This window comes from Acidovorax sp. FW305-C-20-28, from assembly GCF_058783375.1.
On the sequence record NZ_JBYSYM010000021.1, the window covers coordinates 111806 to 136605 of the forward strand.

24 protein-coding genes and 1 tRNA gene are annotated in these 24800 nt (G+C 69.3%); 10 read left to right on the forward strand and 15 right to left on the reverse strand.

From position 1 onward, the window contains the following. Window positions 1–12 precede the first annotated feature (12 nt). Window positions 13–2373 (forward strand): CHASE2 domain-containing protein, encoded by a 2361-nt coding sequence (locus tag AC3WOH_RS22695; protein ID WP_492231585.1) that lies wholly within the window; start codon window positions 13–15, stop codon window positions 2371–2373. 15 nt (window positions 2374–2388) lie between these two features. Here AC3WOH_RS22695 and AC3WOH_RS22700 read toward each other — a convergent pair whose 3' ends face one another. Then, a complete protein-coding gene (locus tag AC3WOH_RS22700; RefSeq protein ID WP_492231586.1) occupies window positions 2389–2706 on the reverse strand; it encodes a hypothetical protein in 318 nt (105 codons plus the stop codon). A gap of 196 nt (window positions 2707–2902) precedes the next feature. Here AC3WOH_RS22700 and AC3WOH_RS22705 point away from each other — a divergent pair, with 196 nt between their 5' ends. Continuing rightward, on the forward strand, window positions 2903–3523 hold the full coding sequence (locus AC3WOH_RS22705) for a LysE/ArgO family amino acid transporter (protein ID WP_492231587.1): 621 nt from the start codon (window positions 2903–2905) through the stop codon (window positions 3521–3523). Here AC3WOH_RS22705 and AC3WOH_RS22710 read toward each other — a convergent pair. From AC3WOH_RS22710 to AC3WOH_RS22730, 5 genes are all read right to left on the reverse strand, one after another. Beyond that, window positions 3505–4215: an ABC transporter ATP-binding protein gene (locus AC3WOH_RS22710; protein ID WP_492231588.1), complete on the reverse strand. Its 711-nt coding sequence runs from the start codon at window positions 4213–4215 to the stop codon at window positions 3505–3507. The genes AC3WOH_RS22705 and AC3WOH_RS22710 overlap by 19 nt on opposite strands. 7 nt (window positions 4216–4222) lie before the next feature. After that, window positions 4223–6037, reverse strand: coding sequence for a branched-chain amino acid ABC transporter ATP-binding protein/permease (locus AC3WOH_RS22715; RefSeq protein ID WP_492231589.1), 1815 nt, complete (start codon window positions 6035–6037; stop codon window positions 4223–4225). 7 nt (window positions 6038–6044) lie between these two features. Further along, window positions 6045–6962 (reverse strand): branched-chain amino acid ABC transporter permease, encoded by a 918-nt coding sequence (locus AC3WOH_RS22720; protein ID WP_492231590.1) that lies wholly within the window; start codon window positions 6960–6962, stop codon window positions 6045–6047. 37 nt (window positions 6963–6999) lie between these two features. Further along, entirely contained in the window at window positions 7000–8208 is a 1209-nt protein-coding gene (locus AC3WOH_RS22725) for an ABC transporter substrate-binding protein (protein WP_492231591.1), read from the reverse strand. A 66-nt stretch (window positions 8209–8274) separates the two neighbouring features. Further along, complete coding sequence (locus AC3WOH_RS22730; RefSeq protein WP_492231592.1) at window positions 8275–9561, reverse strand: hydroxymethylglutaryl-CoA reductase, degradative; 1287 nt, start codon at window positions 9559–9561, stop codon at window positions 8275–8277. Between the two features lie 142 nt (window positions 9562–9703). Between AC3WOH_RS22730 and AC3WOH_RS22735 the strand changes: the two genes are divergently transcribed. Both AC3WOH_RS22735 and AC3WOH_RS22740 read left to right on the forward strand, forming a co-directional pair. Next, window positions 9704–11122, forward strand: coding sequence for an aminotransferase-like domain-containing protein (locus AC3WOH_RS22735; RefSeq protein WP_492231593.1), 1419 nt, complete (start codon window positions 9704–9706; stop codon window positions 11120–11122). Window positions 11123–11152: 30 nt separating this feature from the next. After that, window positions 11153–12118 (forward strand): cation diffusion facilitator family transporter, encoded by a 966-nt coding sequence (locus tag AC3WOH_RS22740; protein ID WP_492231594.1) that lies wholly within the window; start codon window positions 11153–11155, stop codon window positions 12116–12118. Window positions 12119–12380: 262 nt separating this feature from the next. On the opposite strand, the gene AC3WOH_RS22745 is transcribed toward AC3WOH_RS22740, so the two are convergent. The 3 genes from AC3WOH_RS22745 to AC3WOH_RS22755 form a co-directional block, all read right to left on the reverse strand. Then, on the reverse strand, window positions 12381–13019 hold the full coding sequence (locus AC3WOH_RS22745; RefSeq protein ID WP_492231595.1) for a hypothetical protein: 639 nt from the start codon (window positions 13017–13019) through the stop codon (window positions 12381–12383). A 226-nt stretch (window positions 13020–13245) separates the two neighbouring features. Beyond that, complete coding sequence (locus AC3WOH_RS22750) at window positions 13246–14049, reverse strand: dienelactone hydrolase family protein (RefSeq protein ID WP_492231596.1); 804 nt, start codon at window positions 14047–14049, stop codon at window positions 13246–13248. Between the two features lie 14 nt (window positions 14050–14063). Beyond that, on the reverse strand, window positions 14064–14525 hold the full coding sequence (locus AC3WOH_RS22755; protein ID WP_492231597.1) for a tautomerase family protein: 462 nt from the start codon (window positions 14523–14525) through the stop codon (window positions 14064–14066). 108 nt (window positions 14526–14633) lie between these two features. On the opposite strand from AC3WOH_RS22755, the gene AC3WOH_RS22760 reads away from it, so the two are divergent. The 3 genes from AC3WOH_RS22760 (at window position 14634) to AC3WOH_RS22770 (ending at window position 16638) form a co-directional block, all read left to right on the forward strand. Then, entirely contained in the window at window positions 14634–15617 is a 984-nt protein-coding gene (locus AC3WOH_RS22760; RefSeq protein ID WP_492231598.1) for a GlxA family transcriptional regulator, read from the forward strand. Between the two features lie 203 nt (window positions 15618–15820). Then, window positions 15821–16231 carry a hypothetical protein gene (locus tag AC3WOH_RS22765; protein ID WP_492231599.1) on the forward strand — a complete coding sequence of 137 codons (411 nt, stop codon included), beginning with the start codon at window positions 15821–15823 and terminating at the stop codon, window positions 16229–16231. 95 nt (window positions 16232–16326) lie between these two features. Beyond that, window positions 16327–16638, forward strand: coding sequence for a hypothetical protein (locus AC3WOH_RS22770; RefSeq protein ID WP_492231600.1), 312 nt, complete (start codon window positions 16327–16329; stop codon window positions 16636–16638). Window positions 16639–16699: 61 nt separating this feature from the next. On the opposite strand, the gene AC3WOH_RS22775 is transcribed toward AC3WOH_RS22770, so the two are convergent. Continuing rightward, window positions 16700–16789, reverse strand: a tRNA-Ser gene (locus tag AC3WOH_RS22775). 280 nt (window positions 16790–17069) lie between these two features. Between AC3WOH_RS22775 and AC3WOH_RS22780 the strand changes: the two genes are divergently transcribed. Next, window positions 17070–18476 carry an RtcB family protein gene (locus AC3WOH_RS22780; protein ID WP_492231601.1) on the forward strand — a complete coding sequence of 469 codons (1407 nt, stop codon included), beginning with the start codon at window positions 17070–17072 and terminating at the stop codon, window positions 18474–18476. Window positions 18477–18489: 13 nt separating this feature from the next. Here AC3WOH_RS22780 and AC3WOH_RS22785 read toward each other — a convergent pair whose 3' ends face one another. The 3 genes from AC3WOH_RS22785 to AC3WOH_RS22795 form a co-directional block, all read right to left on the reverse strand. Beyond that, window positions 18490–19002, reverse strand: coding sequence for a DUF1993 domain-containing protein (locus AC3WOH_RS22785; RefSeq protein WP_492231602.1), 513 nt, complete (start codon window positions 19000–19002; stop codon window positions 18490–18492). 179 nt (window positions 19003–19181) lie between these two features. Further along, complete coding sequence (gene serS / locus AC3WOH_RS22790) at window positions 19182–20504, reverse strand: serine--tRNA ligase (protein WP_492231603.1); 1323 nt, start codon at window positions 20502–20504, stop codon at window positions 19182–19184. Window positions 20505–20537: 33 nt separating this feature from the next. Then, on the reverse strand, window positions 20538–21479 hold the full coding sequence (locus tag AC3WOH_RS22795; RefSeq protein WP_492231604.1) for a threonine/serine dehydratase: 942 nt from the start codon (window positions 21477–21479) through the stop codon (window positions 20538–20540). Between the two features lie 177 nt (window positions 21480–21656). Between AC3WOH_RS22795 and AC3WOH_RS22800 the strand changes: the two genes are divergently transcribed. Continuing rightward, entirely contained in the window at window positions 21657–22349 is a 693-nt protein-coding gene (locus AC3WOH_RS22800; RefSeq protein WP_492231605.1) for a CBS domain-containing protein, read from the forward strand. Window positions 22350–22376: 27 nt separating this feature from the next. On the opposite strand, the gene ispH is transcribed toward AC3WOH_RS22800, so the two are convergent. After that, window positions 22377–23372, reverse strand: coding sequence for a 4-hydroxy-3-methylbut-2-enyl diphosphate reductase (ispH, locus tag AC3WOH_RS22805; protein ID WP_492231606.1), 996 nt, complete (start codon window positions 23370–23372; stop codon window positions 22377–22379). Further along, complete coding sequence (locus AC3WOH_RS22810; RefSeq protein ID WP_184863006.1) at window positions 23372–23836, reverse strand: FKBP-type peptidyl-prolyl cis-trans isomerase; 465 nt, start codon at window positions 23834–23836, stop codon at window positions 23372–23374. Before AC3WOH_RS22810 ends, ispH begins: the two co-directional genes overlap by 1 nt. Before the next feature lie 88 nt (window positions 23837–23924). Here AC3WOH_RS22810 and radC point away from each other — a divergent pair, with 88 nt between their 5' ends. Next, the gene (gene radC, locus AC3WOH_RS22815) at window positions 23925–24638 is read left to right on the forward strand and encodes a RadC family protein (protein ID WP_492231607.1); all 714 of its coding nucleotides are present in this window, start codon (window positions 23925–23927) and stop codon (window positions 24636–24638) included. The last annotated feature ends 162 nt before the right edge of the window (window positions 24639–24800 follow it).

Consider the following 24800-nt stretch of genomic DNA (forward strand, 5'->3'; position numbering starts at 1 on the left):
CGGCCGCGCCCGATGCCCACGCAGCACTCCCGCACGCGCAACCAGCAGCGGCGGGTCGAATGGGCCGCCATTGCGCTGACGCTGCTGGCCCTGGTGGCCTGGCTGAGCACGCCCAGCGCTTTGCCGCGCACCAACCACCTGGTGCAGGACACCGGGCTGCGCCTGGTATCGCGCCCGCCGCAGCCCGGCATTGCCGTGATCGCGGTGGACGACCGCAGTATTGGCGTGATCGGGCGCTGGCCCTGGCGGCGCGCCCTGCATGCCCAGCTGATCCAGAACGTCTCGCGCCAGCAGCCGCTGGTGATCGGCATGGACGTGCTGTTCAACGAAGAAGACCTCGATTACCCCGAAGACGACCTGCTGCTCGCCGATGCCGTGGCCCGAAGCGGCCGGGTGGTGCTGCCGGTGATGCAGCGCCAGGGTCCGTACGACCCGGGCGATGGTGCAGACCGGCCGATTGCCGCGCTGGAGCAGGCAGCCGCCCGGCTCGGGCATGTGCATGTGGCCGCCGACGAGGACGGCGTGGTGCGCGGCCTGTACACCCGCGAAGGGCCCGCCAGCGCGCCCTGGCAGCACTTCAGCATGGCCATGCGCTGCGTGGCCACGCCCTCGCTCGGTGGCTGCCCGCCAGCCCGCTGGAGCGACCCGCCAGCCGATGGTGCGCGCTGGGAGCGTGCCGGCCGGCGCCTGATCCCGTATGCGGGCGGCCCGGGGCATTTCACCACCTACTCCTATATCGACGTGCTGCGCGGCGAGGTACCGGCCGATGCCTTCGCCGGCAAATACGTTCTCGTGGGATCGGTCGCGGCCGGACTGGGCGACATGTTCGCCACCCCGGTGGGCCAGGAGTCGCGCCTGATGCCCGGTGTGGAGGTGATTGCCCAGGTGCTCGACGCCGACCTGGCCGGCGTGCACATCCACAGCGCGCCGCCCGCGCTGAACATGGCTTTCAACCTGCTGCCCGTGGTGCTGGCGCTGCTGGCGCTGCTGCTGCTCGGCCCCTTCACCGCCCTGCTCACCAGCATCGCGCTGGGCGCACTGACCCTGGCCCTGGCCGTGGTGCTGCCCGTCTGGACCGGCCTGCAGTTCGCGCCCGCGGCCGCCCTCATCGGCCTGGTGCTGGCCTATCCGCTGTGGAGCTGGCGGCGCCTGAGTGCCGCAGCCCAGTTCCTGCGGCTGCAGATGGAGAACCTGCAGCGCCAGGGCCTGGTGATCCCCCTGCGTGGCCCGGCGGCCCACAGCGGCGACTTCCTGGAGCGGCGCATCAACGCGGTGGAATATGCCTCGCGCCAGCTGCGCGACATGCACCACTTCGTAAGCGAGAGCCTGCAGCAACTGCCTTCTCCCACCATGGTCTGCGACACGGAAGGCCGCATCCTGCTGGCCAACACGGCGGCACGGCGCCATCTGCTGGGGGTGGCCGAGGTCGAGGGCGATCCCATGGTTTGGCCCCTGCAGGGCCGCCAGATCGCCGATGTGCTGGGGGACCTGATCGACATCGCCACCGAACAGCCGCTGGTGACTCCCGAGCGGCTGGCCAGCCGCAGCCTGCCGGCCCGCCGGGAGGGCCGCGATGCAAAGGGCCGCAGCGTGCTGGTGCAAAGCCGCCAGTTCACCGACCTGGCGCAGTCAGGCTGGCTCGTGACCCTGGTGGACCTGACCGAGATACGCAGTGCCCTGCAGCAGCGCGACGAAGCCATGCACTTCATCTCGCACGACATCCGCGCGCCCAATGCCTCAATCCTCACCCTGCTGGAGATGCACCAAGCCTACCCGGGCCGCATGACGGACGCAGAGCTCATGCAGCTCATCGCGCGCTATGCCAAGACGTCGCTGGGCATGGCCGAGAACTTCATCCAGCTGGCCAGCGCCGAATCGCAGGCCATGCGCCGGGAACCGCTGGACCTGGTGGACGTGCTGCACCAGACCGTGGACGAGGCCTGGGTGCTGGCCCGCGACGCCGATGTGGAGGTGGTGGTGGCCGAGGCGCCGGAAACCGCCGCCTTCACGGGCGACCGCTCGCTGCTGTGCCGCGCCCTTGGCAACGTGGTGAACAACGCCATCAAGTACAGCCCGGGCGCAAGCATCGTGCGCTGCACCCTGATAGAGCGGCCGGGCCAGTGGGTGCTGGCTGTGCGCGACGAGGGCCCCGGCATCGCCCCGGCCCTGCAGGACAAGCTGTTCGCCCCGTTCCAGCGCCTGCACGACCGCAGCCATCCCGGCATCGCCGGCGTGGGGCTGGGCCTGGCCCTGGTGCGCACCGTGGTGCAGCGCCATGGTGGCAGCATCGAGGTCGAGAGCGATGAGGGCAAGGGGGCCGAGTTCCGCCTGGTGCTGCCCCAGACCGACACGGGGGCGGCAACGGCGGAGTGAATCGGGGCCGGCCCGTCAGACCGTGGCGGCGTAGGTTTCCGCTTCGCGCACGGGGTCCGACAGCGCGTCACCCTCGCCCGCCAGCAGCCCGATGCAGTCGAGCGCCGTGGGCGGATCGCAGGGTTGGGCGTACACGCGCAGGGCGATGTCCTGCGCGGCGGGCGAGAAGAACAGCCACAGCTTGTCGGCCTGTTTGTCATAGCACGAGAAAAGGGCACGCTTCGATCCGGCAGGCGAGATCAGAAACTGCGACATGAACATCTGCTGGATGCGCTGGGTGGGCTCGAAAGCCTGGGCATCGTTGCCCAGCGACAGTTTGTACCAACTTTTCATGGGAGCCTTTCGACCGCAAGGTCTGTTGTGTCTGGCCCCATCGTATTTTCGGGCAGGGGATTCGCCGCCTCCCCCAGCGCTCGAAGGCCTGTAGGACGGGCACCCCTGCGGCCGCAGGAGCCGCCGGCTGGAGATCCCCTATGATGGCGCCATACCATCGGTACCGGTTCAGCTTGAGAGGTTGTCGGCATGCTCCATGTTCGACCTCTCCTCCCTGCTGCAGGGATTCATTCTGGGCCTCGGCGTCTTTCTGTGCCCCGGTCCCAAGGACGTCCTCATCCTGCGCGAGGCCCTGGCGGGCCGGCCCCCAGCGCTGCTGATCGGCATCGGCGTGGGCAGCGACGCCGCCTTGATCGCCCTGGGCATCCTGGGCCTGTCGGCCGCGCTGAACCAGGCCCCGGGCTGGCAGGCTGCGGCCCTGTGGCTGGGCACAGGCCTTTTGCTGGTGCACGGCGCCAAGGCCTTGCACAGTGCCTTGCACCCCACCCGGGAACCCCGCGCGGGCGCCGCGCCGGAACCCTCCACAGGCCTGCGGACGGTGCTGCTGACCTCCTTGCTGAACCCGGCGGCGTGGATGGACACGGTCCTCGTCATCGGCACCGTGGGGGCATCGCTGGCCCCGGGTGCCCGCCCGGGTTTTGCCACCGGCGCCGTGGCCGCATCGCTGCTGTGGTTCTGCGCCCTGGTGGCGGGCGCCGGCCGCGCGCGGCGCCACATGGCCTCGCCACGCACCTGGCGCCTGCTCGATGCGGGCGTGGCCCTGGCCATGCTGGGCATGGCGGCCTACCTCGCCTGGGCTCAGTGCTTGCCCAGGTAGGCCTCGCGCACGGCCGGGTCTTCCAGCAGGGCCCGGGCCGGGCCCGATGAGGCGATCTCACCGGTCTTGAGCACATAGGCCCGGTCAGCCACCTTGAGCGCCTGGTTGGCCATCTGCTCCACCAGCAGGATGGTCATGCCGCGCTGCTTGAGCGTGCGGACCACCGCAAAGATCTCCTTGACGATCAGCGGGGCCAGGCCCAGCGAAGGCTCGTCGAGCAGCAGCAGGCGCGGGCGCGCCATGAGCGCGCGGCCAATGGCCAGCATCTGCTGCTCGCCCCCGCTGAGCGTGCCGGCCATCTGGTGCTGGCGCTCGCGCAGGCGCGGGAAGGTGGTGAACTGCTCTTCAAGGTCCGTGCCGATGGACGCATCACCCGCCGGCCGCAGGTAGGCGCCCAGAAGCAGGTTGTCGCGCACGCTCTGGTCCGGGAACACCTGGCGCCCTTCGGGCGACTGGGCGATGCCCAGGGCCACGCGCCGGTGCGCCGGTGTGCGCGCCAGGTCCTGGCCATCGAAGGCGATGCGCCCGCCGGCACAGGGCTCGAGCCCCGAGATGGCCTTCATGAGCGTGCTCTTGCCGGCGCCGTTGCCGCCAATGAGGGTGACGACCTCACCGGCCGCCACCGTGAGGCTCACGCCCTTGAGGGCCTGGATGGCGCCGTAGTTCACGGCGAGCTGTTCGATCTGGAGCATGGGCATCTCAGGCAAGGGCATGGGCAGGAGGTGGTGTGGCCGCGGCGCTGTCCTCCTCGTCATCCACGCCCAGATAGGCGGCAATGACCTTGGGGTCCCGCTGCATGGCGGCGGGCGCGCCTTCGGCGATCTTGGCACCGTAGTCGAGCACCACCACATGGTCGGACACGGCCATCACCAGGTCCATGTGGTGCTCGATCAGCAGCACGGTGATGCCTTTGGCGCCAATGCGCCGGATCAGCTCCGTCAGCGCCTGCGTCTCCTGCGGGTTCAGGCCGGCGGCCGGCTCGTCCAGCAGCAGCAGGCGCGGCTGCGTGGCCAGCGCCCGGGCCAGCTCCAGCCGGCGCTGCAGGCCGTAGGGCAGGCTGCCGGCCTCGTCATGGGCCCGGTCCAGCATGCCCACGAACTGCAGCAGACGCACCGCCTCCTCGCGCGCCTGGCGCTCCTCGCGGCGCGCCGATGGCAGGCCGAGCAGGCTGGCCCAGAAGCCCACGCGCAGGTGCGGGTGCAGGCCGGCCAGCACGTTGTCGAGCACGCTCATGTGGGCAAACAAGCGCAGGTTCTGGAAGGTGCGCCCTATGCCCAGCCGGCAGATCTGGCTGGCGCGCACGCGGGCAATGCCCTGCCCCCCGAACTCGATGCGCCCCCGGTCCGGCGCCACAATGCCCGACAGGATGTTGAGCAGCGTGGTCTTGCCGGCGCCGTTGGGGCCGATCAGCGCATGCACATGGCCCGCGCGCAGCGACAGGCTGACCTCGTTGGTCGGCACCACGCCGCCATAGGCCTTGTAGAGGCCATTGGCCTGGAGTATCACACCTCCGGCCTCGGCGCCCGGCGCCTGGCGCGGCTGCCATTCCCCCTGCACCACCGGCAAGGCCTGCACTTGGTACAGCCGCGGCCACAGGCGCCGCCCCAGCCGCTGCAGGGCCCCGGCCAGGCCTTGCGGCATGGCGTACAGGGCAAACAGCAGCAGCGCGCCGTACGTGAAGTGCTGCAGCCCGGGCCAGCGCGCGAGGAAGGCGTCGAGCAGCGTGAGCGCGATGGCCCCCACGGCCGGCCCCATGACCGAGGGCCCGCCGAAGAGCACGATGAGCAGCAGGAAGATCGACAGGTTGAAGCTGATGAAGTCGGAGTTGATGTACTGGTTCTGCTGCGCCACCAGGGCCCCGGCCACGCCGCAGGTCACGGCGCTGATGACGAAGGCCAGCACCTTGGTGCGGTAGACGTCGATGCCCACGCTCTCGGCCGCCACCTCGGCCGCCTGCACGGCCTGGAAGGCACGGCCGTACTTGCCGCCCAGCAGGGTGCGCAGCACCAAGTGGGTAGCCAGCGCGAAGGCCAGCACCAGCCAGGCCCAGCCGCGCATGTCCAGCATGCGCCCGCCGATGGAAGGCGGCACGATGCCGTAGATGCCCTGCTGCCCGCCAAAGGGCACCTGCCACTCGGTCACGATCTTCTCGACCACGATGCCGAAGCCGATGGTCACCATGGCCAGCGACGGCCCCTTGACGCGCAGCGAGGGCAGCGCGATCAGCACGCCGAAGAGCCCCGCCACCACGGCCGCGGCCACCAGCGCGAGCCAGGGGTTCCAGCCCGCCTGGGCCGTGAGCAGCGCCGCCGTGTAGGCCCCGGCCGCGAACAGGCCGGCATGGCCGAGCGATTTCTGACCGCTCCAGCCCACCAGCACGTTCAGGCCGGCGGCGGCCAGGTAGTACATGCCCGCCGTGAAGATGATCTTGAGGTAGAAATCGTTGCTGATCGCCAGGGGGACCAGCACGGCCGCCGCAGCGGCTGCGATGAACGCAAGGGTATGGGTGCGCATGCTGTGCTCACACCTTCTCGAAAGGCTTCTGGCCGAACAGCCCTTCGGGCTTGACCACCAGCACCAGGATGATGAGCGCAAAGACCGTGATCTCGCGCAACTCGGCACGCCACAGGCCCACCAGCGCCTCGATGCAGCCCAGCAGAAAGCCGCCCGCGATGCAGCCGCGGGGGTTGGTGAGCCCGCCGACAATGGCCGAGGAAAACGCCTTGAGCGCAATCGCCAGCCCCATGAAGACCGAGGCCGTGGTGATGGGCGCGATCAGCAGGCCGGCCAGCCCCGCCAGGCTGGAAGAGATGACGAATGCCAGCACCACCATGGCCCCCACGTTGATGCCCATGAGGGCGGCAGCCTGCTTGTTCACCGCGACCGCACGCACGGCCTTGCCGATCTTGGTGCGGCGCAGCACGTAGTCCAGCGCCAGCATGACCACGGCCGTGACGCCGAGCACCAGGATCTCCTGCGCGCGGATGCCGGCCCCCGCGACGCGGATCACTTCGTCGCCCAGCGGCGAAGGCATGGCCATCGATCCCGGGCCCCAGATGGCCAGCGCGGTGTTCTGCACGATGATGCCGAAGCCGATGGTGCTCATGACCCAGGCCATGCCGGTGGCGCCCACGAAGGGCCGCACGGCCGTGAAGTACAGCACTACGCCGAGCAGTGCCAGCAGCGCGAGCGACACCACGAGCGCCAGGCCATAGCGCGCGAAGGTCACGTCGGCCGCGGCCAGCACGCCCGTGTGCCCCTTGCCCGAGAGCAGCAGCAAGGTGGCCACCGCGATGAAGGAGCCCGCGACCAGGAACTCGCCCTGGCCGAAGTTGAGCGTCTTGGTGGTCGTGTGGGTGATGCTGAAACCCAGGGCGACGAGCGCATAGATTCCACCGAGGGCCAGGCCGCTCAGCAAGGCTTGCAGGACATTGGTCATGGGCTGTGGGGCTCCGCTGTGGCGCGCTGGGCGCGCATCACTTCTTGTAGTCTGCCGGCGTCAGCGCCTTGGTGATGGCATCCTCGTAGGCCGCCACCTTGCCATCGCGCCAGCGCGCCAGGTGGAAGTCGGCGACCGACAGGGCTTCATGGTCGCCCTTGGCAAACGGCTTCTGGTAGAGCTTGACCACGCCCTGGGTGTCGGGCACGCCGTTCTCCAGCGTGGCGGCGAGCTTCTCGCCATCGGTGCTGCCGGTCTTCTTCACGGCAGCGGCCAGCAGCATCACCGAGTCGTAGGACTGCGCAGCCGCCACGAAGGTGGGCAGCTGCGGGTAGCGCTCGCGCACCCGGGCGGCCAGCGCCACGGCACGGGGGTTGCTGTCTTCGGCCGTGGAGGTGGCGAAGATGATGTGCTCGGCCAGCTTCTTGCCGGCCGTGTTGAGCAGCGGCGTGCTCATGTTGCCCCAGGTGCCCAGCGTGGTGGGCAGGTAGTTGATCTTTTCCATGCTGCGCAGCAGCTGGGCGTTGGCATCGGCCAGGCCGTAGACGATGAGCGTGTCGGCCCCGGCATCGCGGATCTTGGCCAGCTGCGAGGTCATGTCCGTGTCCTTGGGGCCGAACTTCTCCACCGCCACGGCCTTGGCGCCATGCAGGGCCAGCACCTCGGTCAGGTCCTTCACGCCCTGCTGGCCGAAGCCCGTGGAGTCGGCGATGAAGGCGATCTTCTGGTTCTTGGTGGCCTTGATCGCGTAGGCGATGAGCAGCGCCACCTGCTCGCGGTCCACCATGGAGACGCGGTAGATGTAGTTCTGCGCCTCGTTGGCGTAGCGCTTGGTGATGTCGGTGGCCGTGGCCACGGGCACGATCACGGGCACCTTCTTCTGCTGCGGAATGTGCAGCCAGGCCAGGGCATTGCCCGAGTTGGTGGGCCCGACCACCGCCGCCACCTTCTCGCTGTCGATCAGCTCGGTCATGTTCTGGATGGACTTGGGCGGCTGGCCCGTGTCGTCGCGCACGATGCCCACGACCTTGCGGCCGAGCAGGCCGCCGGCCTTGTTGATGTCTTCGATGGCCAGATCGAACCCGTGGCGGGCGGCCACGCCCAGTTCGGCCGCGCCGGTGCCCGACTGGTCGGCATTGAAGCCGAAGCGGATGTCCTGCGCCTGCGCCGCGGACAGGCCGAGCGCCAGCGCCGCAGCCGCGATCAGCGGCCGGACCAGGGAGGGGATGCGGTGTTTCAGCTTCATGTTTTGTCTCCTGTCGTTGTCATTGGAAAAAAGGCGGCCCTGTTGCGGGCCTGCCGGCGGTCTCTGTCAGCCTCTGATTTCTGCGAGCAGCGCGAGCGCGCGGTCCACGCGCACGTCGTGCTCCTGCGCCATGCTTTTGGCAATGCGGTCGATCTCGTCCCCGGTGGCACCGGCCACCAGCGCGATGTTGCGGGCGTGCAAGGCCATGTGGCCGCGCTGGATGCCTTCGGTGGACAGCGCGCGCAGGGCGCCCAGGTTCTGTGCCAGGCCCACGGCCACGGCCACCTCGCCCAGCTCCTGCGCCGACTGCACGCCGAGGATACGCAAGGCCAGGCGCGCCAGCGGATGGGTCTTGGTGGCGCCGCCCACCAGGCCCACGGGCATGGGCATCTCGATGCTGCCAACCAGGGCGCCGCTGGCGTCCTTCTCCCAGCGCGTGAGCGAGGTGTAGCGCCCTCCCCGGCAGGCGTAGGCATGGGCACCGGCCTCCACTGCGCGCCAGTCGTTGCCGGTGGCGACGATGACGGGGTCGATGCCGTTCATGATGCCCTTGTTGTGCGTGGCCGCGCGGTAGGGGTCGACCACCGCGAAGCTGCAGGCGTCGATGATGCCGTCGATGATGCGCTCGCCGCTGTGCTCGGCCGTGGCCAACACCTCGGGTGTCAGGCGCACGCGTGCCCGGGCCAGGCGCAGGTCGGCCAGGTTGGACAAAATGCGCAGGCGCACCGTGCCGCCGGTGATCTGCTCCACCAGCGGCGAAACGGCCTCGGCCATGGTGTTGACGGTGTTGGCGCCCATGGCATCGCGCACGTCCACGATGAGGTGCATGACCACCATGGGCCCGCGCGGCGCGTCGTCGAAGACATGCACCTCGATGTCGCGGCAGCCGCCGCCCAGTCCGATCAGCACCTTGTCGCGGCTGTTGGCCACGGCCAGGATGGCCTCGCGCTGCAGCAGCAGGGCCTGGCGCGCGCCGTACGGGTCGGCGATACCGATGACCTGCACCTGGGCGCGCATCAGCGGGCCGGTGCTCGACGCCTGGAAGCCCCCGCATTCGCGTGCCAGCTTGGCCATGTAGGACGCGGCGGCCACCACCGAGGGCTCTTCCACCACCATGGGCACCAGCACCTCGCGGCCATTGACCTGGAAGTTGCCGGCCACGGCAAAGGGCAGCTCGAAGGTGCCGATGACATTCTCGATCATGCCGTTTGCCCGCTCCACACCCAGGGCGCCACCCGGCCCGGCCAGCAGCGCGGCCTCGTCGGCCGTGAGCCCCGCAGCCTGCACCACGTGGTCGAAACGCTGGGCGGGGCTGAGTGCACGGAACTGGGGAAGGCGGGAGTCGGCGACCATTTGGGGGTGTCCTCGGGATGTGATGGAGCGGACTCTAGGCCATCTGTACCAGCATCAATGGGTACAGTTTTCAGGGACAGTTGCGCCATCTGTCCAGGTACACACCGGCTGTGTCATAGTGGTCCAACCGCTGTGGAACCCCATGAAAGCCGCTCCCAAGACCGCCTCGCTGACCCTCACGCTGGCCGATTCCATCGACCGGCAGATCCGCGATGGCGCCTACCAGGCCGGCGACAAGCTGCCCTCGCTGCGCGAGCTGGCGCAGCTGCACGGCTATGCCAAGAACACCATCGTTGCCGCCTTCGAGATGCTCGTGGCGCGCGGCCTGATCGAGCCGCGCCGGGGTTCGGGCTACTTCGTGCGTGCCCAGCCCCAGGCCGCGACCAAGGAGGAAGAAGCCGGCTCGCTGGGCCGCGCGATGGACATCGTGTGGCTGATGCGCGAGCAGCTCAAGTCAGAACCCGGCGCGCTGGCCGTCGGGGACGGCTTTCCGCCCGTGGAATGGCTGGCCGATGTGCGCCTGGACAAGTTCCACCACAAGGTGGTGCGCACGGGCCTGGGCGCCCTGTTCCGCTATGGCAACCGCTTCGGCTACGAGCCGCTGCGCCACCACCTGGTGCGCAAGCTGGCGGACCTGGGCATAGGCACCGAGCCGCGGCAGATCGTGCTCACCCACGGGGCCAACGAGGCCATGGACACGGTGATCCGCTACTTCGTGCCACCGGGGGCACCGGTGCTGGTGGACGACCCGGGCTACTACCCGCTGTTCGGCAAGCTCAAGCTGGCGGGCGCCCACATCGTGGGCGTGCCACGGCTGGCCGACGGGCCGGACCTCGATGCGCTGGAGCAGTTGCTCATCGTGCACAAGCCGCGGCTTTTCTTCACCCAGTCGGTGGCGCACAACCCCACGGGCTCGGACCTCACGGCCGCCAAGGCCTACCGCGTGCTGCAGCTGGCGCAGAAGTACGACCTGATGATCGTGGAGAACGACCCGCTGGCCGACTTCAAGCCCACCGGGGCGCCGCGCCTGTCCGCGCTGGACCAGCTCGAGCGCACCATCTACATCGGCAGCTTCTCCAAGTCCTTCTCGGCCGCGCTGCGCGTGGGTTTCATTGCCTGCGGCGCCGACCTGGCCAGCGATATTGCCGACCTCAAGGCGCTGATCCATGTGAGCAGCTCGGAGTACGCCGAGCGCACGGTGGACGTGATCCTGAGCGAGGGCCACTACCAGCGCCATATCCAGCGCCTGCGCGACCGGCTGGCCGCCGCCACGCAGAGCGCCACGCAGATCTTCGACGCGGTGGGCGCCGAGGTGTTCACGCGCAGCCCGCAGTCGCTGTACCAGTGGGTGGCCCTGCCGGGCGTGCAGGACTCGTTGGCCTTTGCGCAGCAGATGTTGCCGCGCCAGATTGTCATGGCACCGGGGCGCATCTTCTCGGTGGACTTTGCGGCCACCTCGCGCTGGTCGCGCTTCAACGTGGGCGCGGTGACCGACCCGCGCTTTGCCAAGGCCTTGCGCAAGGCGTTGCTGCAGGCGGCGGAGGCGGTCGGGCGAACCTGAAGACGCAGCCTGCCTGGGCCAGAATGCGCCATGCACGAACACCCACATGCCCACGCACCCGGCGAGCCCCACCACCATGGGGACCATGGCCACAGCCATGCACCAGGCGGCGAGCACAGCCACGCCCCCTCGGTCACGGCCGCCAACGAGCGGCGCATCCGCCTGGTCTTTGCGATGACGGCCGGCTATGCCGCCGTGCAGGCCGTGGGCGGCGCGCTGTCAGGCTCGCTGGCGCTGATCGCCGATGCGGGGCACATGGTCTCGGATGCGGCGGCCCTGCTGCTGGCGCTGATCGCCTACCGCGTGGCGCGGCGCCCACCCGACCTGAAGCGCACCTACGGCTTTCACCGCGTGCGCGTGCTCGCGGCGCTGGCCAACGGGGCCTCGCTGCTGTTGCTCGTGGCCTGGATCGCCTGGGAGGCGGTGCAGCGCTTTCGCACGCCCTCGGAGGTGCTGGCAGGGCCCATGCTCGTCGTCGCGGCCATCGGGCTGGCGGTCAACCTGGCGGGCGCCTGGATCCTCCTGCGTGGCGAGCGCAACGACGGCAACCTGCGCGGCGCCCTGCTGCACGTGGTGGGGGACCTGCTCGGATCGGTGGGCGCCATCGCGGCGGCCATCGGCATCATGGCCACGGGCTGGACGGTGCTGGACCCGCTGCTCTCGGTGCTGGTCGCCGTGCTGGTGGTGCGATCGGCCTGGGGGCTGGTATCGGATGCGCTGGTGGTGCTGCTGCAGGCCGTGCCCCGGGGGCTGGACCTGGCGGCCGCCGAGGCCGGCATCCGTGCCCTGCCGGGCGTGGCCGAGGTCGGCCACTTCCATGCATGGACCTTGACGGACGACAGCACGGTGGCCACCGTGCACGTGGCGCCCGCACCGGGCACCGACCCACTGGCCCTGCCGGCGCTGGTGGCCGGCTACCTGCGCCGCGAGCACGGCATCGGCCATGCCACGGTGCAGGTGGATGCGCCGGGCCATATCGAGGCCCCGGCGCATTGAAGTGAAACGCCCCCTGAGTCGCTTCGCGCCTCGGTGCCACCGCCAGAGGCGGTGTCTCTTCGGGCACGTCCAAGCCTGCGCAGGCAGGCTTGGAGCCACGGCCCTCAGCCCCTCTCTCATATTGCTTCGCAATCTGGGAGGGGGACGCCCCCAGTGCGGCGGGGCGGCCCTTGCGCGGGGGCACTGGCCTTGGCCGCGCCAGTTTCATGCGTCGCGGGTGGCGCACCGCGCAATGAATAACTGAAAGGAAAGAACCGATTGGTCAGCGGTAGGTGAAGTTCGCGACGATAGGAATCGCAGCCGCCACCGGGGTGGTGATGGTCAGCGTGCCCGTCATGCGGCCGGTGTTGCCGCTGAAGGTGCAGGTCGACATGGTCCAGGTGGCCTGCGCAGCGCCGGCGTTTTCCAGCACCGTCTGCTGCAGCGCCGGATCGCTGCAGAACGCGGCCTGGTTGCCGGGCTTGGGCATGTTGTTGATGGTGATCAAGGGCACGGGCGTGCCCTGGGCCGTCACGCGGATGTCCAGGGTGTAGTTGCTTGGGGTGCCGGCATCGATCACGACATCACCGAAGCTCACCAACGTGAAGCCGGGGCCGGTCAGGCTTACGGCAGGGTAGAGGGTGCCACCGAAGTTCAGCTGCGGAATGCGCAACACATTGCCCGCCGAGGTGAAGCTGATCTCGGCCCCCACGCTGGCATCGTTGAGGCGCAGCTGGCCAGGCGAAGCCAACTGGATCACCACATCGCGGAACTTCAGGTTGCCGTCGATCTGCAGAATGGGAAAGCGCAGACGGCCCGTGGCCGCATCGAACACAGCGGGGTCGGCTGCGTGCGCGGGTGCAGCAGCCAGGCCGGCCATGGCGACGGCCAGTGCGAGGGCGGAATTGCGGAGGGAGATCATTGGCACATCCTTCGTGGCATGAAATGAATGGAAAGGGCGGGTACGCGCGAATTCTTGCACAAGGCCGTTGAACGCTCCGTGTGGGCACGGGGAAATCCATCGGCTTTATTTATGCCACCTATTTGCGGGACAGCACACTACGCGCAAACCCGGCAGGCTACCGCTTTTGGCCTGTTTCCACCACACCACAAACGGGTGATGCCGGGGCCCGGAGGCCAGGGCAAGGTCACGCCACGAGCTGTTGGCGGAAGAAGGCCAGGATCTCGTCGCGCGCCGCCGCCGTCGGCTGGCCTGCGCCATCGATGAGATGCGCAGTCACCACGCTGTGCGGGCTGGCCACCACGTGCTCGAAGAAGGGCGCCGTCTCCGGGTTGGCCGAGCTGTCGGGCAGCACGCGGGTGGCGAAGCGCGGACCCAGGGCCTCGGAGAATGCCGCGAATCGCTCGGCCCGGCAGTGCCGGTCGCCCTCGAAGCGGTAGGCCAGCGCGGTCAGGCCGCCCTGCTCCAAGCGCTGGCGCACCGCCGCCAGTTCGGCGGCACCCATGCCTGTCCCGGCCGGGTCGTCCAGAGGCAGCGAGGGCTGGCACACCACGGGGGCGATCACCGCAGGCTCCAGCACCATCGACAGCGCGAAGCTGCCCGTGAAGCACATGCCGATGGCGCCGACGCCCCGCCCGCCGCATTCCGCATGCGCCAGCTGCGCCAGCGCGCGCAGCCACCGCACCACCGGGGTGTCACCCTGCCCGGCCAGTGCCCTGAACTCGGCGCTGATGCAGGTGCGCCGGAACACGGCGATGCCCTCGTCGACCGCCGGCACCGCGCCATCGCGGCCGAACAGCGAGGGCATGAACACCGTGAAGCCGGCATCGCGCACCCAGCGCGCAAAGCGCGCCACCTGCGGGCTGATGCCTGGCATCTCGGCCATCACCACCACGGCCGGACCGGAACCGGCCTGGTACACCGGGCGCATCACCCCCTCGATCGTGACCTCGCGCCGGTCGAAATCCTCCAGGGCGTCGTCCTGGTCCATGCGGCGGCCCGGCATCACGCGGCCGCCGGGGCGCCTGGCGCCAGCAGGTGCTGCAGGTGCGCGTAGCCCGCGGCGCGGGTGAAGTCCGCCAGGTGCCACAGGCGGCCGTTGGCGCCCCAGTGGCCATCGGGCACCTCCTGCAGCAGAGTGGAAGTGGCCAGCCGTCGCGCATCGCCCGCCGGCATGGCCTGCACGAAGGCCTGGTGCATCTGCTGTGCGTAGCGGCCCCGGGCGCCCTCGTCCAGCACGCCCTGCGGCACGTGCACGATGGCCATGCAGGGCAGCAGGAGGGCGGTGGCGTCGGCGCCGCCACAGGTCCACTGGCCGGCTTCGATCTCCTCCACCAGCACCCAGCACAAGGACTGGGCGGCAGGGTCGTCGGGCGGCATTTGTTCGGCGGCGGTGGCCGCGGCGGTGATGCCGCGGGCCAGCAGGCGGCGGTGTTCGCCGGGGAATGCCCCTTTCGGGATTTTCACGAGGATATTGGGCACATGCGCTCCTGTTGCGGTGGAAAGCTGGCATTGGAACCCTGCGGCCGCCACAATAGGAGTGTCTGTTCCGACATTTTCAAGGCGTTATTCGACATGTACGATTTCACCGTTCTGGTGCCCGAAGGGGCCTATGCCAGCAGCGTGGCCGCCACGCAGGACATGCTTACCGCCGCCGGCGCACTGGCCGGGCATGCCGGGGCTGTAGCGCCGCGCTGGCGTACCTGCTCCATCGCCGGAGGCCTGGTGCGCCTGCAGGGCGGCATGGCGGTTCAGACCACGCGCCTGCCCGCGCGCCATGGCGGCGACCGCTCCATCTGGCTGCTGCCCGGCATGGGCATGGACACTCCCGGGCGGCTCCACGAGCGCCTGGCGCACGCCGACGCCGTGGCCCTGGCGCGCGCCCTGGCCCGGCATGCCCGCGCGGGTGGGCAGGTGGCGGCATCGTGCTCGGCGGTGTTCTTGCTGCAGGCCGCAGGCCTGCTGGCCGGCCGCCGCGCCACCACCACCTGGTGGCTGGCGCCCCTGCTGCAGCGCATGGAGCCCAGCTGCACGGTGGACGCCGACCGCATGGTCTGCACCGACGGGCCGGTGACCACGGCCGGCGCCGCCTTCGCGCAGACCGACCTGGTGCTGCACCTGCTGCGCGAGCGCTGCGGCCCGGCCCTGGCGCAGGCAGTCTCGCGCATGCTGCTGCTGGACGCGCGCCAGGCCCAGGCCCCGTTCATCGTGCCGCAGGCGCTGGTCAGCGGCGATGCGCTGGTGGCACGCCTGGCGGCCCGGGTGGAGGCGGCCCTGCCGCACCCGCCCACGGTTGCGGCGTTGGCGCAAGAGTTCTGCATGAGCGAGCGCACGCTGTCGCGCCACGTGCACAAGGCCACCGGCAAGGGCACGCTGGCACTGGTGCAGAGCGTGCGCTGGCAGCGCGCCCGCACGCTGCTCGAAACCAGCCGCATGGGCGTGGAGCAGGTGGCCGAGGCAGTCGGCTACCAGGACGCAACGGCACTGCGGCGCATGATGAGGAAAACCGCCGGTGCCACCCCGAGCCGTTACCGGCCTTCGGTAGCGACTGCAGCCTGAGTCGCCCCGCCCGCACCCGCCCGCCAGCTGCGCCGCCAGGGCCGCGGCAGCCAGGACCCGATTCTGGCAACTCCGCGCATGCCGGCCACCCTCGACCTGTCTACACATTGATGCAACTGGGCGGGAGTTACCGCTTGGTTGCCTCTCGCCGCCCGACCAGGATCGGCGTCCACCAACAAAAAACCACCCACCGAGGGAGTGCAATGAGAAAAGCAGCAAGGATAGCGACGACCGCCCTGGCCCTGGCCCTGGCCATGGGCCTGGCAGGATGCGGGGGCAGCGACGACGCACCGCCAGAGAATCCGCTTCTTCAATATGCAGGAGGCTGGGTGTTCACCCTCGATGCGAGCGATGACACCCTGCTGTGCAATGTGGACATCGCCATGCCCTCCGCATCGGCCGCCACCGGCACCTTCATGGGCCTGTGCCGCTCGCGCAGCCAGGCCGTCACCTTTGGCACGGGCGGCGACATCGACAACCAAGGCCAGTTGACCCCGTCAAGCACGCAGAACGTGCAGATCAAGGGCTCGCTCAAGCCGCCTGCCGGCAGCGGCACCTGGACCCGCGCCGCGTCCTCGGGCACCTGGACCGCCAAGAAGAACCCCGCAGCCTGACGGCCCATCACCTATTGCAGCACGGCGCCGCCCCGACACAGGCCCCGTGGTCTGGGTTGGAGCCTGGACTAAGATGCCAGCAAGGAGACCGTCAATTGGCATGGGCACTGTTCGACAGGGATCGCTTGGCACATGCGCTGGGCCCATGGCGCGGGCTGGCCACCATCGGCGCCGGTGCACTGGCCTTCGTGCTCGGCTGGCTGTGGATCGTCATGCTGGACACGGCGCGCACCCTGCGCTGGACATCGGCTTCCGAGGCCCTGGTCTACGGGCCGGGCCTCGCGCTGTTCCTGGCCAGCCTGCTGCTGTGGGTTTGGAGCATCTGGCAACTGTTCCGGGACCATGTGCATGGCGACCACCGGTTTGCTGCACGGCGATACCGCGAGCGTGTGGCCCAGCAGCACTGAGCACCGGCCCTGAAAAAAGAAAAAGCCCCGCGCCATTTGCGATGGCACGGGGCTTTGTCAGTGGCGGAGAGGGTGGGATTCGAACCCACGGTAGTGTTGCCACTACGCCTGATTTCGAGTCAGGTACATTCGACCACTCTGCCACCTCTCCTGTGTGTCGAAGCCTGCGATTATAGCAGGCTTTTTTGGCAGATTGCAATTGGATTGCCCGCCATGACCGTTTTAGCCTTGGCACCACGCACCCGCTTGCCCATCCCGGAAGGGCGTGGATATACTGCGCGGCCTTTCCTTTCTTGACCCTGCTGCTGCAAGAAGGACGCTTCCCGGGCCTACAGGCCCGGGTGTCTTTCATCGTCCGAGATCAGGCTGCTTCGCATGACCGAAGCGCCCCGGACACGGCGAGTGCCAACCGGCCTCGCGGAATTGCAGCCATGGGAACAACCTACCTACGACTTCAGCGCGCCTTTGCGCGCACCGGCATCGCCCTGGACTATCGCGACGGCATCTACCACGTGCGCGACGACCAGGCCGAAGCCCATATCCTTCTGCCCGACAGCCTGCCCCTGGAGGACAAGGCCGTGCGCCAATTGCTGGCCTTCGCGGCCGTGCGCGATCCCCACGGCCACGGTGCTGTCTGCCGCGCCTGTGCCACGCCGGATTTCCACCCGGGCACGGTGGCGCCGGTGGGCAGCATCGTGGCCACTCCGCCGGACTTCGTGATCCCGGCCGCCATCGGCACCGATATCAACTGCAGCGTGCGCCTGTTGACCACTGGCGCACGGTTGGACCAATTGGCGCCTCACAAGCAGCGGTTGGTGGACCTGCTCACCGCCAGCCTGCTCAACAACGCGCGCGACGTGCCCGTGAGCACGCGTGCGTTCCGGGCGCTGTTCGACGAGGGCCCCAGCGCCTTCATCGACGGGCTGGGTGGCGATGGCCTCTGGGCGCATGCCGACAAGGCGCGCCTGCGGGCAGAACTTGCGCAATGCATTGGACTTGCAAGTTTCGGCGGTAGCGCGCGCTACGCGCCCAGTGCCTACCTGCAGGAGCGGCACGCGGTCTTCCGCGACCCGAGCCTGGGCACGGTGGGCTCAGGCAACCACTTCGTCGAACTGCAGGTGGTAGAAGAGGTGCTGGACCGGCATGCTGCCTGGGAGGCGGGGCTGCGCGCTGGCGACGTGGTGGTCATGATCCACAGCGGCTCGCGCGATGTGGGTTTCCACGTGGGCCAAGCCTGGATGGACCATGCCAAGGCGCAGTGGCCGCGAGGCGTGCGCCACCCGGAAAGCGGCCTGTACGGGCTCAGTGGCCCGCTGGCTGATGAATATTTGCAGGCCATGGGGGCAGCAGCGCGCTACGCCTGGGCCAATCGCGTGGTGCTGGCGGAACTGGTGCGCAAGGATCTCGAACAGGTCGTCGGCGCAGCAGGCTCGCGCCTGGTGGTGGATGTGCCGCACAACGTGGTTTTGCGTGAGCAAGGCATGAACATCCACCGCAAGGGGGCCACGCCCGCGCATGCGGGCGACTTCGCCTTGATTCCTGGGTCGATGGGCGATGCCTCGTACCTGGTGACGGGCCTGGGATCGCCCGACTGGCTCTGGTCGTGCAGCCACGGTGCGGGCCGGCGCATGCGCCGGCAGGCCGTGCGTGCACTGCGCCCGCGGGCGGCAGACGACGCTGCGCAGCCCTGGCAATGCGTCACCTTGCGCGAAGAGCGCCGCATCGAAGAAGCACCCGAGGCCTACAAGCCCATCGGCCCCGTGATCGATGCGCAGGAAACGGCAGGCCTGGTGCGCGCAGCGGTGCGGCTCAAGCCCTGGGTGACGTTCAAGGCTTGAGCGACCGCACCGGTCAGATCTTGCCCATGTAGTCCTTCTTGCCCAGCTCCACGCCGTTGTGGCGCGCCAGCGCATAGGCGGTCGTCACGTGGAAGAAGAACTGCGGCAGACCGTAGTGCAGCAGGTAGGCCTGGCCCACGAACTGGCGTTCGCGCGGGGTGCCGGGCTGCAGGGTGATCTGGCGCGTAGCGGCCTCGGCAAAGTTCTCGGCGGGCAAGCCCTCGATGAAGGCGAGCACGGTGTCGATGCGCTCGTTCAGTTCGGCAAAGCTGGGGCGCTCGCCATCGGGGAACGAGGGCACCTCGACGCCGGCCAGGCGGGCACTCACGCCCTTGGCGAAGTCGCAGGCGATGAGCACCTGGCGCGCCATGGAGAACATGTCGGGGTAGAGGCGGGCCTGCAGCAGCGCATCGGGTTCGATCTTGCGCGCGGTGGCATGGGCTTCGGTCTTGGCGAGCACGTCCTTCAGGGCGCCCAGCATCTGGCGGAACACGGGGATGCTGGAGGTGTGCATGGGGTAGGTCATGGAAGTCGGTCCTGCAAGGATGGTAAGGGGATGCGGCGCGCGCTCTCAGGGTGGTGGGCACGCTGCCGGAACGCATTGCACCACAACGCGCAAAAGGCTGCTGGCGCACGCCCAAGAGGGTGCAGGCCATGAAAAACGGGCCCGCAGGCCCGTTCGTCAAAGAGTGCAGACGCCTTGCATCAAGCCTGCGGTGCCAGCACCGCCAGGCCGCCCAGGTAGGGGCGCAGCACCTCGGGCACAGTCACGCTGCCGTCAGCCTGCTGGTAGTTCTCGAGCACGGCCACCAGGGTACGGCCCACGGCCAGGCCCGAGCCGTTCAGGGTGTGCAGCAGCTCGTTCTTGCCCTGGGCGTTCTTGAAACGGGCCTGCAGGCGGCGCGACTGGAAGGCCTCGCAGTTGCTGACCGAGCTGATCTCGCGGTAGGTGTTCTGCGCGGGCAGCCAGACTTCGAGGTCGTAGGTCTTGGCAGCGCCGAAACCCATGTCGCCGGTGCACAGGCTCATCACGCGGTAGGGCAGGCCGAGCTTTTGCAGCACGGCTTCGGCGTGGGCGGTCATCTCTTCGAGCGCTTCGTAGCTCTTGTCGGGGTGCACGATCTGCACCATCTCGACCTTGTCGAACTGGTGCTGGCGGATCATGCCGCGCGTATCGCGGCCGTAGCTGCCGGCTTCGGAGCGGAAGCACGGGGTGTGGGCCGTGAGCTTGATCGGCAGCTCGGCCTCGGCCACGATCACGTCGCGCACGAAGTTGGTCAGCGGCACCTCACTGGTGGGAATGAGGTAGAGCGCGGCGTTGTCGGGCACGGGTTCGCCATCCTGGCCGCCCTTCTTGGCAGCGAACAGATCGCCTTCGAACTTGGGCAACTGCCCCGTGCCCTTGAGCGAGTCGGCGTTGACGGCATAGGGCACGTAGCACTCGGTGTAGCCATGCTCCTGGGTCTGCACATCCAGCATGAACTGCGACAGCGCGCGGTGCAGGCGCGCGATCTGGCCCTTCATCACGGTGAAGCGCGAACCCGAGAGCTTGACGCCCATGTCGAAGTCCAGGCCCAGGGGGGTGCCCACGTCGACGTGGTCCTTGACCTCGAAGGCGTAGGTGCCGGGCGTGCCCCAGCGGCGCACTTCAACGTTGCCCGATTCATCGGAGCCCACAGGCACGCTCTCGTGCGGCAGGTTGGGCACGGCCACGAGGATGGCCTGCAGTTCGGCCTGGATCTGCTCCAGGCGGGCGGCCGACTGGTCGAGCTCCGCCTTCATGGCGGTGACCTGGGCCTTGGTGGCCTCGGCCGCGTCTTTTTCGCCGCGGCTGATCAGCATGCCGACCTGCTTGGAGAGCTGGTTGCGCTGCGATTGCAGCTCTTCGGTGCGCGACTGCAGGGTCTTGCGCTCGGATTCCAGGCCCTGGAAGGCGGCCACGTCCAGGAAGGCCTGGGGCTTTTTGCGGGTTTCCAGGCGCGCGATGGCCGTGTCGAGGTCTTTGCGGAGAAGAAGAATGTCTAGCATGGGGGCGATTTTAGAGGGACGGGACGGCGGGGCTCAGGCGAGGCCGCTGGGGTCGAAGTTGGCGCCGCAGAGAATCATCGCGACGGTTTCCTGGGGTTGGGGCTTGTAGGCGCCGGTCTGCAGGGCCGCCAGGCCCAACGCAGCGGCGGGCTCCACGGCCAGCTTGAGCTCCTTCCACAGCCACTGCTGGGCCGAGCGGATGGCCTCGTCGGGCAACAGCAACGAGTCGTGCACATGGCGCTGGCTCACCTCCCAGCCGATGGCACCGATGCGGCGCGCGCCCAGCGAATCGGCGGCGATGCCGCCAACCTCCACGTCCACCGGTGCACCGGCGGCACGCGCGGCGTGCAGGGTGGGGGCACGCTCGGGCTCCAGCGCCACCACGTGGGCGCGGCTTTCCACCCAGGCGGCCACGCCGCCGATCAGGCCGCCGCCGCCCACGCTGACGAGCACCGTGTCGGGCAGGCGGCCGCCCTGCTCCTCGATCTCGGCGGCCAGGGTACCGGCACCGGCCACCACTTCGGGCTGGTCATAGGCATGGGCCTGCAGGGCGCCCGTGGCCTTCTGGCGGGCCACGCAGGCCTCGAAGGCCTGGGCGTATGCGGCGCCGGTGACCACCACATCGGCCCCCAGGGCACGCAGGCGGGCGCGCTTGGCCTCGGGCGAGACCTCGGGCACGAAGACCTCGCAGCGCACGCCCAGCGCCCGTGCCGCGGCAGCCACGGCAATGCCGGCGTTGCCGCCCGAGGCGATGATGACCCCGCTCTCGGGCACGGGGTTGGCCAGCAGGCGGTAGAGCATGCCGCGCGCCTTGAAACTGCCGCCCACCTGCAGGTGTTCGAGCTTGAGCCAGACCTCGGCGCAGTCCACGCCCAGGGATCGGCCACTCAGGCGCAGCAGCGGCGTGGTGCGCAGAAAATCGGGGCGGGAGGCCAGCTGGGCGCGGGCGGCGGAAATGGCGGCGCGGTCGATCATGGGGATGCGAGGGCCCCAAAGGGCCGGATTCAGGACAGCAGCAGAGTGTAGATGCCCGGGGCGATCGCCACCCGCCACACCTGGATACACCCTGGCCTGTGCCCCGGCCTTTTTTCTGCCGATAACATGGCCAAGGGCGACTGCAGGGGGCAGACCGCCCCAGAGGAGGTTGCAGGCATGTTCTTCGTATTCGGCCCTTCGGGGCAGATGTACCGCGGCGGGGCGGAAAACCTGGCCAGCGTGGCCCCGGTGCGGCGCGTGCAGCGGCCACAGGCCCTGCGCACGCGCTCGCTGGACGAGCAGGCGCAGCCCGAAATCCTGCCCCAGACCGTCCACACCGCGGCGCTGCCGGTGAACCTGCGCCTGCAGGACGCCGTGAGCGCCTACGCCCAGACCGAACAGGGCCCGCCCCAGGCGCGCCAGCCGCTGACGCTGGTGAGCGACGTGATGACGCGCGAGGCCCTGACCGTGGCGCCCGAAGCCCGCGTCAACGATGCCTGGCAGCGGCTGGCCGAGCACCATGTGGCCCAGGCGCCGGTGGTGGATGCCCAGGGCCGCGTGGTGGGCCTGCTGCTGCGTGCCGACATGGCGCCGCTGGACCTGCTGCCCGAACCGGGCGCCGTGAAGCAGGCCATCGAGCTGGCCCGGCGCCCCGTCTCGGAGGTGATGGTGAGCCCGGTGCCCGCGGTGGCAGCCGACACCGAGCTGCGCCGCGTGGCCGCCGTGCTGCTGGACACCGGCCTGCCCGGCCTGCCGGTCGCCGACGACATGGGACGGCTCACGGGCTTCATCTCACGCACCGACATCCTGCGCGCGGTGGCGGCCGACCCGCCTCTGGACCTGTGGAGCGGCCCCGCCGTGGCGTTATAGACACAGCGAGCGCCCACTTTCAGAACTTCAATGACCAGCGGGCCCGGTTTCGGGTTGGCGCTCCTTGATTTCAAAGCCTGTAGCGGCATCGATCTTGAGCCCCTTGGGCAGCGGGAACTTGATGGTTTCCTCGATGCCATTCATGCTGCGCACCGACACGGCGCCCAGCGCTTTGATGCGGTCGATCACCTGCCTGACCAGGATCTCGGGGGCCGAGGCGCCGGCCGTGAGGCCCACGCGCGCCACGCCGCTGAACCATTCGGCCTGCAGTTCCTCGGCGCTGTCGACCATGTAGGCCGTGGTGCCCAGCTTGGCGGCCAGTTCGCGCAAGCGGTTGCTGTTGGAGCTGGTGGGGCTGCCGACCACGATCACCAGGTCCACCTGGGGGCTGAGTACCTTGACCGCGTCCTGCCGATTCTGGGTGGCATAGCAGATGTCCTGGTGCTTGGGCTCGCGCACCTGCGGGAAGCGCGCACGCACGGCGGCCGAGATCTCGGCCGCGTCGTCCACGCTCAGGGTGGTCTGCGTGACCACGGCCAGCTTTGCGGTCTGCCCGGGCTGCACGCGGGCGACATCCTCCACGTCCTCCACCAGGTGGATGCCGTGGTCGAGCTGGCCCATGGTGCCCTCCACCTCAGGGTGGCCCTTGTGGCCGATCATGATGAACTCGTAGCCTTCCTTGGCCAGCTTGGCCACCTCCACGTGCACCTTGCTCACCAGCGGGCAGGTCGCGTCGAAGATGGAAAAGCCGCGCGCCTGGGCTTCCTGCTGCACGGCCTTGCTCACGCCATGGGCGCTGAAGACCAGGGTCGCGCCCGGGGGCACGTCCGAGAGTTCCTCGATGAAGATCGCGCCCTTGGCCTTGAGGTCGTTGACCACGTAGGTGTTGTGCACGATCTCGTGGCGCACGTAGATCGGGCGGCCGAACTTCTGCAGTGCGCGCTCGACGATCTCGATCGCACGGTCCACGCCGGCGCAGAAGCCACGCGGCTCGGCGAGCAGGATTTCCTGGGGGGTCTGCATCAGAGAATCCCGATCACGTGCACTTCGAAGGTGACGGGCTGGCCCGCCAGCGGGTGGTTGAAGTCGAAGCGCACGGCACCGTCTTCGCGCACTTGCATCACTGCACCAGCATAGCTGCCCATGCCATCAGGGGTGGGGAACTGCACCACGTCGCCCGGGCTGTACTGCTCGTCGGCACTGCCCAGGTCGCTGAGCAGCTTTTTCGCCACCCACTGCTGCATGTCGGGGTTGCGCTCGCCAAAGGCCTCGCCCGCGGCCAGCTCGAAGGTGGCGCGCGTGCCCTCCACCAGGCCCAGCAGGCGCTGCTCCATGGCGGGCGACAGCTCGCCCGTGCCCAGCGACAGGGTGGCCGGCTTGTCGGCAAAGGTGTTGATCACATCCCCCGCCGGACCTGCCAGGCGATAGTGCAGCGTGAGAAAGGAGCCCGGCTGTACGGTGGGAAGGGCTGTGGCGGTAGAGGTCATGAAAGTCCCGATAAACTGGCCCCTATTGTAGAAAAACGGGCAATCCCCCATGGCTGGATACCCCTGAGCCGCCTTTTCCCTGCACGCCATGGCCATCAAAGACCTCCCCCCGGACGCCCAGCCGCGCGAAAAACTGCTCGCACGCGGCCCCGCTGCACTGGCCGATGCGGAGCTGCTGGCCATCCTGCTGCGCACAGGCATCGTGGGCAAGGGTGTGCTGCAGATGGCGCAGGAGCTGCTCGACCCGCCCGTGCTGAACGCCGCCACCGGCAAGGTGGCGGGTGGCTTTGGCGGCATTGCCGGCCTGCTCAACGCCACGGCCGACGACCTGTCCCGCATCAAGGGCCTGGGTCCCGCCAAGCGCGCCGAGCTGGTGGCCGTGCTGGAACTGGCGCGCCGCGCCCTGGCCCAGCAGCTGCGCGAGCGCGAGGTGTTCGACGCGCCCGACACCGTCAAGCACTACCTGCAGCTGCACCTGGCGGCCAAGGGGCACGAGGTGTTCGCCGTGCTCTTCCTGGACAACCAGAACCGCCTGCTGGCGCTCGAAGAGCTGTTCCGCGGCACGCTCACCCAGGCCAGCGTCTACCCGCGCGAGGTGGTGCTGCGCGCCCTGCACCACCAAGCCGCCGCCGTGGTGCTGGCCCATAACCACCCCAGTGGCAGCGTGCAGCCGAGCCGCGCCGACGAGGCCCTGACCCAGACCCTCAAGGCCACGCTGGCGCTGATCGATGTGCGCGTGCTCGACCATGTCATCGTGGCGCCGGGCCAGGCCCTGTCGATGGCCGAAAAGGGGCTGCTGTGAGCCCCGCCCCCCCGGCCCGCCCGCCCGCCCCCGCAGTGCCGCCGGCCGTGCCCACGGCGCTGCAGACGGCCCTGGCCCGCGCGGCCGACAGCGCGGGCCAGGAGGCCCTGCCCCCCGGCCTGGCCGCAGCGCTGCCCGCCCCGGCGCCGCCCGTGCCGCCAC